The 15,306-nt window shown below is 72.3% G+C and carries 5 protein-coding genes; 2 read left to right on the forward strand and 3 right to left on the reverse strand.

Annotated features, from left to right (window positions below; all coding sequences use genetic code 11):
- Positions 1-634: 634 nt before the first annotated feature.
- Positions 635-3,349, reverse strand: a complete 2,715-nt coding sequence (gene acnA / locus ACF061_RS19140) for an aconitate hydratase AcnA (protein WP_392268062.1) — start codon at positions 3,347-3,349, stop codon at positions 635-637.
- Positions 3,350-3,967: 618 nt separating this feature from the next.
- Here acnA and ACF061_RS19145 point away from each other — a divergent pair.
- Together ACF061_RS19145 and ACF061_RS19150 are read left to right on the forward strand one after the other, a co-directional pair.
- Positions 3,968-4,165 (forward strand): DUF4236 domain-containing protein, encoded by a 198-nt coding sequence (locus tag ACF061_RS19145; RefSeq protein ID WP_392268063.1) that lies wholly within the window; start codon positions 3,968-3,970, stop codon positions 4,163-4,165.
- Between the two features lie 65 nt (positions 4,166-4,230).
- On the forward strand, positions 4,231-5,760 hold the full coding sequence (locus ACF061_RS19150) for a helix-turn-helix domain-containing protein (protein ID WP_392268064.1): 1,530 nt from the start codon (positions 4,231-4,233) through the stop codon (positions 5,758-5,760).
- Between the two features lie 341 nt (positions 5,761-6,101).
- On the opposite strand, the gene ACF061_RS19155 is transcribed toward ACF061_RS19150, so the two are convergent.
- A complete protein-coding gene (locus tag ACF061_RS19155; RefSeq protein ID WP_392268065.1) occupies positions 6,102-8,417 on the reverse strand; it encodes a UvrD-helicase domain-containing protein in 2,316 nt (771 codons plus the stop codon).
- Entirely contained in the window at positions 8,414-15,247 is a 6,834-nt protein-coding gene (locus ACF061_RS19160; RefSeq protein ID WP_392268066.1) for a DEAD/DEAH box helicase, read from the reverse strand. The genes ACF061_RS19155 and ACF061_RS19160 overlap by 4 nt, the downstream gene beginning before the upstream one ends.
- Positions 15,248-15,306 lie beyond the last annotated feature (59 nt).

Here is a 15,306-nt window from a genome sequence, read left to right on the forward strand (position 1 = left end):
CGCGGTGACCGGGGGCGGGCCGTCACGGCCCGCCCCCGGTGACGGGCCGCGCACCACGGGTCGCACCAGCCCCAAAGACGGCAGCGCGCCGGTGGCACCGCGGGAGAACACGCTCCGGCACGACGGGCGCGCACTCCCCCTCACACGAGTGGCTCGGGATCAACTTGCTTGACATCGTTGTCGGTTGGGGCGGTACAGTCATGCGTAGATCACCAGGACAACGTTGTCCCCCTGGTGAGGTCGCAAGCCGTACCCGCAGACGCCGGACAGGCCACCTTCCCCCTTCGCCTGCCCGGCCCCTGGACCCGGTGGCCATCCGCTCGTGGGCCACCGGGTCCACCCGGCCGTCCACCCGGTCGTCCGCCGGCACGCGGCGCCCGGCACGCCCGCGACACGCCTCGCGCCGGCCGGCCCCCGTTCCGGCCCGCGATCGCGCCGGCCGCCCGGCCCGGAGAGCGAGGCGGGAGCGCCCCCGGCGGCGGGTTCCGGTCCGCCGCCTCTTGGGAGCGCTCCCACCTCGCCCGCGGTGAAACTAGCGCGGACGGAACCCGCTGTAAACGCCTGGGACGCAAAACGGGGGCCGCACCCCCGGCGAACCGGGGGTGCGGCCCAACTGCCTCGCGGCGCCGATCCGTTACTTGCGGATCAGGCTGCGCAGCACGTACTGCAGGATGCCGCCGTTGCGGTAGTAGTCCGCCTCACCGGGGGTGTCGATGCGGACGACCGCGTCGAACTCGACGCCGGTGTCGGTGGTGACCTTCACCGTGCGCGGGGTGGTGCCCTCGTTGAGCTCGGTGACACCGGTGATGGAGAAGGTCTCCTCGCCGGTCAGGCCGAGGGAGAGCGCGGACTGGCCCTCCGGGAACTGCAGCGGCAGGACGCCCATGCCGATCAGGTTGGAGCGGTGGATGCGCTCGTAGGACTCGGCGACGACGGCCTTGACGCCGAGCAGCGCCGTGCCCTTGGCCGCCCAGTCGCGGGACGAGCCGGAGCCGTACTCCTTGCCGGCCAGGACGACCAGCGGCACGCCCTGCTCGATGTAGTTGCGCGAGGCGTCGTAGATGAAGGAGACCGGGCCGCCGTCCCGCGTGAAGTCACGCGTGTAGCCGCCCTCGGTGCCCGGCGCGATCTGGTTGCGCAGGCGGATGTTGGCGAACGTACCGCGGATCATGACCTCGTGGTTGCCTCGGCGCGAGCCGTAGCTGTTGAAGTCGCGGCGCTCGATGCCGTGCTCCGTGAGGTACTGGCCGGCCGGGGTGTCGGCCTTGATCGCACCGGCCGGCGAGATGTGGTCGGTGGTGACCGAGTCGCCCAGCTTGGCGAGCACCCGGGCGCCGGTGATGTCCTCGACCGCGGCCGGCTCCATGCCCATGCCCTCGAAGTACGGGGGCTTGCGCACGTAGGTGGACTCGGCGTCCCACTCGAAGGTGTCACCGGTCGGGATCGGCAGCGACTGCCACTGGGCGTCGCCGGCGAACACGTCGGAGTAGGACTTCGAGAACATGTCCTCGCCGATGGCGTTGGCGACGACGTCGTTGACCTCGGTCTCCGAGGGCCAGATGTCCTTGAGGTAGACCGGGTTGCCGTCCTGGTCCGCGCCGAGGGCGTCCTTGGTGATGTCCACCTTCATGGAGCCGGCGATGGCGTAGGCGACGACCAGCGGCGGCGACGCCAGGTAGTTCATCTTGACGTCGGGGTTGATCCGGCCCTCGAAGTTGCGGTTGCCGGACAGGACCGAGGTGACCGCGAGGTCGTGGTCGTTGACGGCCTTGGAGACCTCCTCCGGCAGCGGGCCGGAGTTGCCGATGCAGGTGGTGCACCCGTAACCGACGAGGTTGAAGCCCATCTTGTCCAGGTACGGGGTCAGGCCGGCCTTGTCGTAGTAGTCCATGACGACCTTGGAGCCCGGCGCCAGCGTGGTCTTGACCCACGGCTTGCGGGTCAGGCCCTTCTCCACCGCCTTCTTGGCCACCAGCGCGGCGGCGACCATGACGTACGGGTTGGAGGTGTTGGTGCAGGAGGTGATGGCCGCGACGGTGACCGCGCCGTGGTCCAGCTCGTAGGTGGTGCCGTCGGGGGCGGTGACCGGGCACGGGTTGGCCGGCACGCCGTCGGTGGCGGCGGGGGCGTCGGAGGCCGGGAAGGACTCCTTGCCCGCCTCGTCGACGCTGTCGACGTAGTTGCGGACGTCCTGCTTGAACTGCTCGGCGGCGTTCGCCAGGACGATGCGGTCCTGCGGGCGCTTGGGGCCGGCGATGGACGGCACCACGGTGGACAGGTCCAGCTCGAGCTTCTCGGAGTAGTCCGGCTCGGCGTTCGGGTCCAGCCAGAGGCCCTGCTCCTTGGCGTACGCCTCGACGAGCGCGAGCTGCTGCTCGGGGCGGCCGGTCAGGCGCATGTAGTTGATGGTCTCGGAGTCGATCGGGAAGATCGCGGCGGTGGAGCCGAACTCCGGCGACATGTTGCCGATGGTGGCGCGGTTGGCCAGGGAGGTGGCCGCGACGCCCTCGCCGTAGAACTCGACGAACTTGCCGACCACACCGTGCTTGCGCAGCATCTCGGTGATGGTGAGCACCAGGTCGGTGGCGGTGGTGCCGGTGGGCAGCTCGCCGGTGAGCTTGAAGCCGACGACGCGCGGGATCAGCATGGAGACCGGCTGGCCGAGCATGGCGGCCTCGGCCTCGATGCCGCCGACGCCCCAGCCCAGGACGCCGAGGCCGTTGACCATGGTGGTGTGCGAGTCGGTGCCGACCAGGGTGTCGGGGTAGGCCTTGCCGTCGCGGACCATGACGACGCGGGCCAGGTGCTCGATGTTGACCTGGTGGACGATGCCGGTGCCGGGCGGGACGACCTTGAACTCGTCGAAGGCGGTCTGGCCCCAGCGCAGGAACTGGTAGCGCTCCTTGTTGCGGCCGTACTCCAGCTCGACGTTCTGCTTGAAGGCGTCGTTGGTGCCGAACTTGTCCGCGATGACGGAGTGGTCGATGACCAGCTCGGCCGGGGCGAGCGGGTTGATCTTCGCCGGGTCGCCGCCGAGCTCCTTGACGGCCTCGCGCATGGTGGCGAGGTCGACGACACAGGGCACGCCGGTGAAGTCCTGCATGATCACGCGGGCCGGCGTGAACTGGATCTCCTGCGACGGCTGGGCCTGGGAGTCCCACTCGCCGAGGGCACGGATGTGGTCGGCGGTGATGTTCGCGCCGTCCTCGGTGCGGAGCAGGTTCTCCAGCAGGACCTTCAGGCTGTAAGGCAGTCGGGCCGAGCCCTCGACCTTGTCAAGCCGGAAGATCTCGTACGACTCGTCGCCCACCTGCAGCGTGCTGCGGGCGTCGAAGCTGTTCGCCGACACGACAGTCTCCTTCATTGATGTGCGCGTATCACCACGATCCTGCCGCCACGGCATCTCGGCCATTCCGCTGAGGCAAGGCTTAGTTAGGTAACCCTTACCGGCGTGGCGGCTGTGGTGCTCCCTCGGCAGATATCTCGATATCGAGATAACTCTAGTACATGGGGGCCGGATGGTCATGTGCGACCCGGCGGACCCGGCCGCCCACCCCCGGAGGGCCCGGCCGCCCACCCCCGGCGCCCCGGCCGTCCGCCCCCCGGCGGCCCCGGACGCGCGGGCGGTCGCGGGAAGCCACCCGGGCCGCGCCGGGCGTCACCGCGCGCGGACGGGACGCCGCACCCGGGGATGGAGCGGGCACCGCCCCGCCTCCGGAAGCACCGCGCGCCACCGGCATGCCCCGACCGCGCGCCACCGGCCGGCACCGGCTCCGCGCCGCCCGGTGCGCGCCCGGGAGCGGGCCGGCCGGTGCGCCGGGCCCGTCCCTCCCCCGGACGGAGCGGCGAGCCGAGCCCACCGCGACCAGCGGTGCGCCGCCCGCGGCCGGTTCACCCATCATGTCGGCAACTCGGGGTATCCGGAGGGGACCTGGATCGACCGGCAACGGCCGGAAGGAGGCACGGCATGCCGCTCACGTTCCGCAAGAGCTTCCGGATCCTGCCGGGAGTGCGGCTGAACATCAACAAGCACTCCTGGTCCCTCACCACCGGCGGGAAGCACGGCCCGCGGCACACCCACAGCAGCACCGGACGTCGTACGACATCGATGGATTTGCCCGGACCTTTCGGATGGCGTCGAACCCGTAGCCACGGCGGTCACTGACCGTGCGTCACCCGAATGGCCCCCCTCAAGAGGTGCCATCTCATATCTGAGATAACCTCAACCTCATGGCAGACGACTACCTCGTACGCATCGGCAAGCTCATCCGTGACGCCCGGCAGCACCGCGGCTGGACGCAGGCACAGCTCGCCGAGGCGCTCGGTACCAGCCAGAGCGCCGTCAATCGCATCGAGCGCGGCAACCAGAACATCAGCCTTGAGATGATCGCCCGGATCGGCGAAGCGCTGGACAGTGAGATCGTCTCTCTCGGCTACGCGGGCCCGATGCATCTCCGGGTGGTCGGCGGCCGTCGGCTGTCCGGCGCCATCGACGTGAAGACCAGCAAGAACGCCTGTGTGGCGCTGCTGTGCGCCTCGCTGCTCAACAAGGGGCGCACGGTGCTGCGCCGGGTGGCCCGCATCGAGGAGGTGTACCGCCTCCTGGAGGTCCTCGGTTCGATCGGGGTGCGCGCCCGCTGGATCAACGACGGGGTGGACCTGGAGATCGTGCCGCCGGCCGACCTCGATCTCGACGCCATCGACGCCGAGGCCGCCGTCCGCACCCGCTCCATCATCATGTTCCTCGGCCCGCTGCTGCACCGCTCGGACGCCTTCAAGCTGCCGTACGCCGGCGGCTGCGACCTCGGCACGCGCACCATCGAGCCGCATATGATCGCGCTGCGTCGGTTCGGGCTGGAGGTGGCGGCCACCGAGGGTCAGTACCACGCCGTGGTGGACCGCTCGGTCCGGCCGGACCGCCCGATCGTGCTGACCGAGCGCGGCGACACGGTGACCGAGAACGCGCTGCTGGCGGCGGCCCGCCACGACGGCGTCACCGTCATCCGCAACGCCTCCTCCAACTACATGGTCCAGGACCTGTGCTTCTTCCTGGAGGCGCTGGGCGTCCGCGTCGAGGGCATCGGCACCACCACGCTCACCGTGCACGGCGTGCCGGTCATCGACGTGGACGTGGACTACTCCCCCTCCGAGGACCCGGTGGAGGCGATGAGCCTGCTCGCCGCCGCCGTCGTCACCGAGTCGGAGCTGACGGTGCGCCGGGTGCCGATCGAGTTCCTGGAGATCGAGCTCGCGGTACTGGAGGAGATGGGCCTGGACCACGACCGCACGGCCGAGTACTTCGCGGACAACGGCCGCACCCGGCTGGTGGACCTGACGGTCCGGCCCTCCAAGCTCGAAGCCCCGATCGACAAGATCCACCCCATGCCCTTCCCGGGCCTGAACATCGACAACGTCCCGTTCTTCGCCGCCATCGCGGCCACCGCGCAGGGCAAGACGCTGATCCACGACTGGGTCTACGACAACCGCGCGATCTACCTGACCGACCTCAACCGCCTCGGCGGCCGCCTCCAGCTGCTGGACCCGCACCGGGTCCTGGTCGAGGGCCCGACCCGCTGGCGCGCCGCCGAGATGATGTGCCCGCCGGCGCTGCGTCCGGCCGTGGTCGTCCTGCTGGCGATGATGGCCGCCGAGGGCACGTCCGTGCTGCGCAACGTGTACGTCATCAACCGCGGTTACGAGGACCTGGCCGAGCGCCTGAACTCGATCGGAGCGCAGATCGAGACGTTCCGGGACATCTGACGCCCTTCAGGGTGAATGCCGCCACCCCCCTCCTCACCTGCATGAAACACGAGGCGAGAGGGGGCGTGGTGGCTCCTCGGGGACTTTCGGTCGGGACCGGGCTGTTCCCGGTTGCTCGGGAGTTACCCGAAGACGGCGTCCAGGGCGGCGCTGCCAGGTGCGCCCGCGGTCACGGAGGCCCGGGCCGCCATGGGGCGGAACAGGCTCGCGGACAAGAAGGCGCTGCTGATTCGCGACAACGCGGGCCGGCTACCGACAGCTGGGGCCGCAGCTCCCCGGTGGGAACGGGTGCCTGGTGCTGGTGACCAGCCGCAAGCTGCTGGTGGCGAACGAGGAGGTGGTCATGTCCGTGGGCGGGCAACACCATGAGTGTTCGCAAGCAGCGGCGTCAGGAAGCGGCTCGGTTCACCGTGCCAGGTGATGGCGAGCGCGTCACGGGCGCGGGTCGCCGCGACGAAGAGCAACGAGCGCGCTCGGTGCAGCTCTCGCCGGTGGCGGCTCGGGTCGGTATGCTCCCAGGCGTCCACGGAAGCGCGGGGCACGAGGCCCTCGGCCACTCCGGCGATGACCAGACAGCGGTACTCCAGTCCTTTGAAGCGGTACATGGTGCCGATGTGGACGCCCTGGTCGCCGCGCGGCCCGTCCGGCGTGATCTCCGTCGGGGTGATGCCGCGCCGGGACAGGCGTTCGGCGAGCTGGGTGACCATGTCGTTGGTGGGGACGCAGATCGCCGTGGACTCGCGGGGCACGTCGTGCCAGGCCCGCAGCTGCTCTACGACGAGGTCCATCTCCTCGTCCCAGCTCCGGGCGCCGCGCAGCGACGGGCGCACGCCGTGCAGGACCGAGCGGTAGCCGGCGAGAGTGTCGTCGCCGCCGTCGAGGTCGTCGTAGTCGGCGTCGCCGAGGACCCGGATCGCGTCGCGGAGGATCTCCCTGGTCGTGCGGTAGCTGAGGGTCAGCCGGGAGGACCGGCCGCGGATGTGGACGCCGAGGCTGCCGAGGGTGACCTGGTTGTCGTAGATCCGCTGGTGGGTGTCGCCGACGAGGAAGATGTCGTCGGGTCCGGAGGGGACCATGGCGCGCAGCATCTTCCAGTGGGCGGCGCTGAGGTCCTGGGCCTCGTCGACCACGATGTGCCGGTACCGGTAGCGCAGCCAGGCGCCGGAGCCGGCCTCCACGTGGAGGTTGTCCAGGCCGCCCCGTTCCTCGCGTTCCTCCGCGAGCCGGTCGATCCTGGCCTTGCGGGCCGTCTCCAGCCGTGCGGCCCGCTCCGCGACCTGACGGTGGGTCTCCAGCCCCTTGGTCTCGAGCCGCTGGGCGAAGCGTTCGGCGAGCTGCCAGATGCCGGCGCGCTCGGCTCGGGTGACGCTGCGTCCGCGTCCGGCGCGCCGGACGGTGAAGTAGTCGTTCCGGGAGGTCACGGCCTGGCCGAGGATGACCTGGTTCCACTCGTCGCTGAGGAACTCGGCGCTCCAGCGGGTCTCCCCCGCCTCCAGCAGCAGTTCCCGCCACTCGCGGAGCGCCGCCGTGTCGTCGATCCGCCGCTTGGCGTTGCCCGGGTCGGCCTCGCTGACGATGCGGGTGGCCAACTGGTCGACGTGGGCGATGTCGACCCGGGCGAGTACGTCCGGGCCGCCGAGCGAGAGGAGCCGGGCCCGCAGGTCGGCGGCGAGGTTGCGGTTGAAGGTGGTGAGCAGGACGGGCTTGTTGTGGCCGGGAGGGAGGTGGTCCACCAGGTGGCGCACGCGGTGAAGGGCGACGATCGTCTTGCCCGTCCCCGGCCCGCCGCCGACCCGGGCCGGGCCGGAGTAGCGCCGGTGCACCAGCTTCTCCTGGGTGGGGTGGAGGAAGATCTTCCAGCGCCCGAAGTCGCGCTCCTCCAGGATGGCCTGCAGGGACTCGTCGTCGGTGATCACCACGGTCTGGGAGCGGTCGACGGCCGCCTGCCAGTCGTCGGTGTCGAGGTTCTTCTCCGGCTCGGACACGGCGACGGGCGCGGTGACCTGTTCCATGACCGCGTCGTACGGAACGCCGTCGCGCAGCCGGAGGAGCACCTCCCCGGTGTGGCGGGGCGCGTACTCGGCGAGGCCGAGCAGTTCGTCGTCCGTGGTGAGTTTCCGGACGACCGGGATGAGCGGTTGGGCGACGCCGAGGTCCGCGAGCTGCTCGTCGGTGTACGCGGCGAAGAGCGGCTGCTCCGGCCGGACCGGTTCCGCCGCGGACCCGGGAGCGGGGACGGGCGTGGGGGCCGGGGCGGGAGCGGCGGGCGGCGCGAGTTCACGGCGCAGCAGGCTCTCCTCGACGACCTGGAGGTCGACGTACTCGATGGCGCCCGTGACGTGGTTGATGCCGTAGTTGAACCGGTCGAGGTTCTTGTGGACGTGGCTGCGGTGCTTGACCGAGACGAGGAGCCAGTCGTCGCCGCCGAGGCGGATCATCAGGGCCCGCCACTCGCGGTTGACGCGTGCCGACCAGAGCCGGTCGTGGCCTTCGAGCTGTTTGAGGTCGAGCCCGCCGGCGTCGGGGTTGCGGCGGAAGTCGTGCTGGAACTTGTAGAACGCCCCGAGGACCGCGCGGTCCAGTTTGACGATTTCCTTGTCGGCCTTGTCGAGCAGGCGCAGGGTCACGCCCGTCCTCGGCGTGCCGGTGACCCTCATCGCTCGTTCTCCTCGTGCTCGTTCGTCGCCCGGCCCGCGCCGGCGTCCGCGTCGCCGTTCACCAGCCCGGCGAGTTCGTCGGCGTCCCATTCCGTCGCGGTGTGCACCCGCCAGCCCGCCTCCCGGTAGGCCTGGTCCCGTTGTTCGGCGTCGATGTCCCGTTTGCTGCCCGGGTCGGGGCGGTGCGCGAGGACGACGCCGACTCGCCGGGCCGGCCAGGCGAGTTCGGCGGGCCAGGCGGCCGCTCCCAGTTCGTAGCCGGCCTCCGGGGCGGGCAGGCCGCGGTCGGCGAGGGTCCGGGCGAGAGCCGGCAGGCCGGGATCGTCGACGAGGAACTCGATGACCTCGTCCCAGGCGGGATCGCGCACGGCCGCGGGGGTCTCTTCGGCGTGCCGCCGGCCCCCCACCGGCTCCTCTTCGTCCGCCGTGGGTCCGTGCTCCGTGGGTCCGTGCGCCCGCCGCTGGGAGGTGAGCCATCCGGCTCCGCCGGTGACCGCCAGCTCGCCCGGGTCGAATCCGGGCAGCATGCCGGCCGTGAGCTGGACCCCCTCCCCCTCGCCCGCGTCGAGGAACTGGAGCAGGTTGCTCCAGTAGAGCCATGCCCGCCAGCGCCTGCGGTGGGCGGTTTCGTCGGCCGCGACCGCGTCCGCGCTGTCGTCGAGGACGGTCAGAGCCGTCCAGACGGCTTCGGTCTGCCCCCTGCGCAGGTCCAGCACGATGGTGAGCGGGCAGCCGGAGGTGTCCCGGGTCGCCATGACCTGGACGGCGCCCTGTCCTGCGGCCAGTCGCCGCCCGTGCAGCGCCTCACCGATCCTCAGCCCGGTCTCCGCGCCGTCGGCCAGGGCCCTGCTGGTCGCCGACACGGCGGCGAAGCCCGCGAGCGCGCTCTGGGTGCGGCGCCGCCACGCCTCGGGGCCCGGGTCGGTGAGGTAACCGATCAGCGTTTCGACCGGGTTGGCCCACACCAGGCGCGACAGGTCACGGGTGTCGCCGGCGTGCATGCGCCGGTGGACGTCCATGGCCGTCTTCTGCGCGGTGTTCGGGTACGGCTTCCACACGGGGTCGGCCGGCGGGCCGGTCTGTCCCGTCCATGCCTGCACGTCGTCCCAGGTGAGCTGGAACACCTGCCAGCCCTCCGCGCGCAGCCGGGTCCGCCGCTCCGCGTCCGCCCGGGCGACGAGGTGCTCGGGGCTCGCGTGGTAGCGGTAGCCGTCGAGGTAGACGGCGACGCGGCGGTCGTCGTCGGTGCTGCGGAAGACCACGTCCGGCCGGGTGAAGCCGAGTGGGGTCTGGGTCTCCATCTGCCAGCCGCGGACGGTTCCGTCGGGTGCGGTGAAGCGCAGGGTCGTGTCCCTGGTGCCGTCGGCGGCGAGCGCGGTGCGGACGCTGACCTCGTCCATCCGCTCGGCCCATTCGAGCAGCCCGCGCCGGAAGAGCGCCTCCAGTTCGCTCTCCACCTGGTGCACCAGGGTGATGTCGTGGGTGGTGGCGACCGGCACGACGCTCCACCGGTCGGGGGTGCGGCCGAACAGGTCGCCGAGCATGTCGAGGGCGTGCTCGCGGGAGACGAGTTCGTACTCGCTGTCGGTGACGTGCCGCAGCAGGCAGCGGTGGCACGCGGGCCGGCCCTGTCCGACGCACACACAGGTCTCGATCACCTGGCGGGCCTCCTCCAGGACGCCCTCCAGGCCGTCCCGGCCGGCCAGGCGGTGCAGGTAGCCGGTGCCGCCGGGCAGCGTGTCGTACAGCACCAGGAAGTGTCGGCGGTGCGCGCTCTCGCCGGGCTCCTCGGGCATGGAGTCGGTGACGACCTCCAGGTGGTCGGGGTCGCCGCCGTAGGCGCGGGCGATGCCGGCCAGCAGCAGGGCCTTGAAGGAGGCGAGCCGTTCCCGGGTGTGCGCGGTGACGGCGGGGATGAGGATGCGCAGCGCGTCGGTGCGCAGCTCGTGGGCGAGCAGCACCCGCTCGCCGCGCCGTGCGGTGTCGGCTCCGGCGCGCCGCCTGCGGCACCAGGGCCGGTGGTACTTGCCGTACGCGGCCGGGTCGCCGGAGTCGTGCGCGGCGGGCCCGCCGTCGGGGTCGGCGAAGCCGCACGCGTCGCAGACCCAGAAGGGGTTGAGGCGGACCTCCTGGCCGGCGAAGGCGGTGTCCGTCCCGCCGTCCACCCGGACGGCTCCGGTGTTGATGTGGCGGATGTGCGCCTGGCGGGTGAACTCCCAGCCGAAGGTGGCGTGTTCGTGTTTCCAGGCCTGTTCGACGTCGCCCGCGTCGATGTCCACGGCCGGGACGACGGTGTAGTGCCGCTGGTCCCGGTCGTCGCGGTCGTCGCGCACGCGGACGTCGTCGCGTTCGTCGCGGGAGGTGACGCGGCGCGGCACGAGGACCTTGTGCAGGCAGCCGACGTCGCCGATGGCCGCGGACCGGCAGCGCGGGCAGGGCGAGGAGTCGTCCTCGGCGCGGTGGGTGCGGACGTGTCCGCAGTCGGGGCAGACGCGCCACCAGATCCAGGCCGGGCGGCCGGGGGTGCCGATGTCCAGTCCGGTGATCCGGTGCTTGTAGCCCTGGGCGTAGTAGTGGTTGCCGGGGGCGAACTCGGTCAGGGCGAGGCGGGCGGGGCGGCTGTGGCGGAGGGTCTTGCTGTGGTGTTCGCGGGCGCCGTCGGCGTTCTTCTCGTTCCAGGTGAGGGTGGCCTCCAGTTCGGTGGCCGTGTCGATGAGGCTGTAGTTGGGCAGCAGGCCGAGGTCGACGAGGGCGCCGTGCGCGGTGGTGCGGGCCATCTCGCGGGCGACGCGTGCCACGTCCCGCCGTTCGGCGCGCAGTTCGCGCCCCTGCCGTTCGTGGTCGGGGTCGCCGGCGACGAGCAGTCCGTGGGCCCGGTCGATGGCCTCGGTGCGGCGCTGGAGGTCGGCGCGGCGTTCCTCCCAGCGCCGGCCCGCGGCCTCCAGGGCGCCCTTGAGGCCGTCCTCGCCGGGGTCGGTCGCGTAGGTGACGAGGGCGGCGCGGGCCTGCGGGCTGACGCCGGTGCCGCGGCTGTCGTCGTAGGGCGGGAACAGGTCCAGGAAGTCCGCCACGAGCCGCCCGCCGTCGGCGAGCGCGGCCTCGACGAACTCGGCCTGCCAGGCGGAGGCCCCGAACAGTTCGGTGGCGCGGCCGGGCAGCGGCCGCAGGGGTGTGCCGTCGGGGGCGGTCAGCCGCCCGGCGCCCGCGAGGTCGAGGAGGTGGGCCAGGTACTGGCGGCGCAGGATCTCCACCGCGGACAGGTAGCAGCCGGGCGGCAGGACGTCCCCGGCGATCATGAGGCGGGGTTCTTCGAGGTAGTAGCGGTCGCGCGGGCCTCGGTCGACCATGGTGAGCAGGTAGGCGTTGCCGGTGGAGCGGCCGGCCCGGCCGACGCGCTGGATGTAGTTGGCCGGTCCCTTGGGCAGCGAGGCGAGGACGACGGCCGACAGGTCGCCGATGTCGATGCCGAGTTCGAGGGTGGGGGTGCAGGACAGCACTTGCGGGTTGGCGTAGTGGACGTCGGTGCCCTCGCGGAAGGCCTTCTCGACGGCTTCGCGCTTGGCGCGGCTGAGGGTGCCGGTGTGCTCGGCGGTGTTGATGGTGAAGACGCCGGCCTCGCGGTACATGCGCCGGTAGAAGTCGTCGGTGAAGTCCCGTTGCCGCAGGCCGCTGTCCAGGTCACGGCCGGTGCCGAGGACGCCTGAGCAGCGGTAGCGGGGGCAGGGCTGCCCGTGCCACTGGTCGGCATGGTCGGGGTGGATGGTCTGTTCCCAGAAGCAGCGCGGGCAGTGCGCGGTGGCGTCGGGCAGGACGTCGTCGGCGAGGGCGCGGACCTGGATGTGGCCGGGCTGGAGTCCGTAGACGCGGGTGGCGCCGTCGAGCGCGGTGCGCGCGGAGAGGACGCCGGTGTCGGCGAGCGCGGGCAGCAGCCGGGCCAGGAAGTGGGCGGCGGCCTCCCGGCGCAGGCCGAGGGCGCGCACGGCCCAGTCCTGGTACCAGCCGAGCCGGCCGGTGAGCACGTCGAAGTCCTCGCTGCCCTGCTTGGGGCTGCCGAGCAGGAAGGCGGGCGCGGAGACGCCGGGGGGGAAGGCCGGCATGCCGTTCTCCCGTCCGCCCCAGATCGCCCACCGGCGCACCCCGGCCTGGTCGAGCCAGGGGTCGAGCCAGGCGTGCCGGACGGCGCCCCGGATGCGCAGCCGTTCCAGCAGGCCCTTGACGAAGCCGACGTACCGGTCGGGTCCGGGCGCGGACCCGTCGGGCAGGGCGATCTCCCCGGGGGTGGTGAGCAGTAGTTCCCCCACGAGGTCCGCGACGGCGTCGGGGTCCGCGACGGGCACGTCGGCGGCGACGGTGCGGGTGAACTCCAGGGTGCGACCCTGCCGGGAGCGCAGGCCGAACTCCATGACGGTGGCGAACGCCAGGCGTTGCGCGATCAGTTCCCAGGTGGCCTTCGAACCGCGGCTGCGGCCGGAGAGCAGGGTGTCCACGCCTCGGATCAGGTGCAGGTCCGGCGGGATGACGGCGGCCTGCACCGCCTTGCTGTCGACGACGTCCGCGATCAGGTCGGCGGCCAGGTCGTTGAGGATGATCGGTTCGTCCTCGTCGATACGGCTGGCGAGCAGGGCGCGCAGGGAGAACGTGTACGAGCGGCTGGCGACGTACCCGGCGCGGTGGGCGGCGTCCTGGACGGAGTCGTTGAACAGGAGGGTCTTGTTCTCACCGAGGCTCTTGTCGAGTTCGCCGCCGGTGAAGAGCTGGGTGATGGAGGCGGCGGCGAGCGCGGCGAGGCCGGTGCCGAGGTAGCGGATGGCGTTGAAGGTGCGGCAGGCGGGGCACTGGTCGCGTTCGGCGGCCCGGTCGCCGTCGAGGTCGACGTGGACGAACGCGGCGTTGTGCGGGAGCCTGGGCCGGCGCGGTCCCGCGCCGTCCGCCGCGGGGGTGAAGTCGGTCTCGGGCGACAGGGGGCGCAGCCGTCCGCCGGTGCCTTCGAGGACCATGACGACGGGCCCGCCGCGCCGGCGTTCCTCCCCGACCGCGAAGGCGGCCTCGTGCACTTCCTGCGGGGTCGCGGCGATCATGTTGCGCACCCGGCGCTTGTCGCGGCTCATGGAGGCGCGGCGGATCTTCGTGGCGGTCAGGTCGAGTTCGGCCGGGTCGACCTCGGGTGAGTAGGCGGCCCAGCCGGAGCGTCCGCACTCACGGCAGAACACGGCGGGCAGGAAGATCTCGGCGGGCGGCGGGGCGCTGTCGCCGGCCGGTACGGCGGCCTGCTCGACGGCGTTCAGCGGCACGGCGGGCCCCTCCCCGTCGTACGGGGACGGCCTGGCCGCCGGGCCCTGGTCCGTGCGGGCCAGGACGCCGCCGGGGGCGACCCGTTCGTCGTCCCAGCGGAACTCGGCGCGGGCCGCGGTGATGCCGCGCAGCACGCGGGAGACCGAGCGGACCCAGTGGTGGACCTCGATCGACAGCAGCGGCCGTCCGGGGTGCTCGGGGTCGCGGGCGTACGACAGGAGGGCGACGTAGCGGGCGAGGGCCTGGGCGGCGACGCGCGGCCTCAGCTGCACGGCCATGCCCCAGTGGTAGGCGTAGCGGGGCAGCACCTCGGTGATCTCGGTGAGGGTCCTGGGGGTGCCGTCGAGGATCTCCAGGACGGCGGCGGTGAGCCGGTGGCGGCGCAGGACGGCCCCGAGTTCCTCGGGGGTCGGTCCGCTCAAACCGGTGAACGCGGTGACGAGGGCGTCCATGGCGCCTGGGTCGCGGGTGGGGTCGCCGAGGCCGACGACCTCCTGCGGCGGGGGGAACGGCAGGCTGAAGTCGCTCTCGCCGGTGAAGTCCTTGGTGGAGCGCCGGTCCTCGCCGACGACCGCCTCGGGCGGGAACGGCACGCCGAAGACCTGCTCGGCGACCTCCAGCATGCCGGGGCCGCCGCCCGGCTGTCCGGCCGCGCCCCGCCCCGCCGTGCTCCGCCCGTCCGCGCCGGGGCCGTTCTCGCCGAGGGTGGCCGACGTGGCGACGGGGCAGACCGGTCCCAGCGGGCGGCCGGGCCGTGCGAGCCCGGTGACGGAGCCGAGGCGGCGCAGCAGCATGGCGACGTCCGTGCCCTGGGCGCCGTCGTAGGTGTGGAACTCGTCAAGGACGACGTAGGCGAGCGCGGGGTCCTGCCACAGCCGCTGGTCCTCGGGCCGCTGGAGGAGCAGGTCGAGCATCTTGTAGTTGGTGATCAGGATGTCCGGCCGGGTACGCCGGATCTCGTCCCGGTCGACGGCGATCGCGGGGTTGGCCCGCTTGAACTCCTGGGACGGCGTGTCGCCGATGTAGAGCGCCGCCCGGACGCCCGCGTCGCGCAGCCGGGTGTCCTCGGCGTCGTCGAGCCGCCGGCCGATGCGCTGGGCCTGGTCGGTGGCGAGCGCGTTCATGGGGTAGAGCAGGACCGCCTTGACGCCGTCCCGGCCCGCCTCGCGCTCCCGCAGGCAGTGGTCGAGGATCGGGACCAGGAACGACTCGGTCTTCCCCGAGCCGGTGCCCGTGGTGACGAGGGTGGGCCGCGCCGGACCGTGCAGGGTGGACAGCCTCTCCCAGGCCTGCTCCTGGTGCCGGTGCGGGGTGAAGCCGCGGGGCCACCAGGTCAGGTGCCGCTTCCAGTCCTCGCCCTCGGCGCCGCGGAAGGGGGTGCGGATGCGGAGGTAGGGGCCGCGGAAGATGCCGTCCTCGGCGTCGCCGAGGAAGTTCTCCAGGGCGCGGCGGGTGCTCTCGTCGGCCAGCGCGTACGTCGTCGCGAGGTACTGGCTCAGGCTGGCCCGTACCTGGTCGGCGGCGAGGGTGGGACGCACGCGCGGTCCTCCTTGGTGCTGGTGGTGCTGGGGACGAGCGGGAGGACCGCTCAGCGCCT

It is taken from the genome of Streptomyces sp. NPDC015220, from assembly GCF_043079345.1.
GTDB lineage: Bacteria > Actinomycetota > Actinomycetes > Streptomycetales > Streptomycetaceae > Streptomyces.

Excerpts from the sequence above, each read along its gene's own strand:
- ACF061_RS19150 (WP_392268064.1), top strand. The coding sequence starts at position 4,231 with ATGGCAGACGACTACCTCGTACGCATCGGCAAGCTCATCCGTGACGCC.
- ACF061_RS19155 (WP_392268065.1), bottom strand. The coding sequence starts at position 8,417 with ATGAGGGTCACCGGCACGCCGAGGACGGGCGTGACCCTGCGCCTGCTC.
- ACF061_RS19145 (WP_392268063.1), top strand. The coding sequence starts at position 3,968 with ATGCCGCTCACGTTCCGCAAGAGCTTCCGGATCCTGCCGGGAGTGCGG.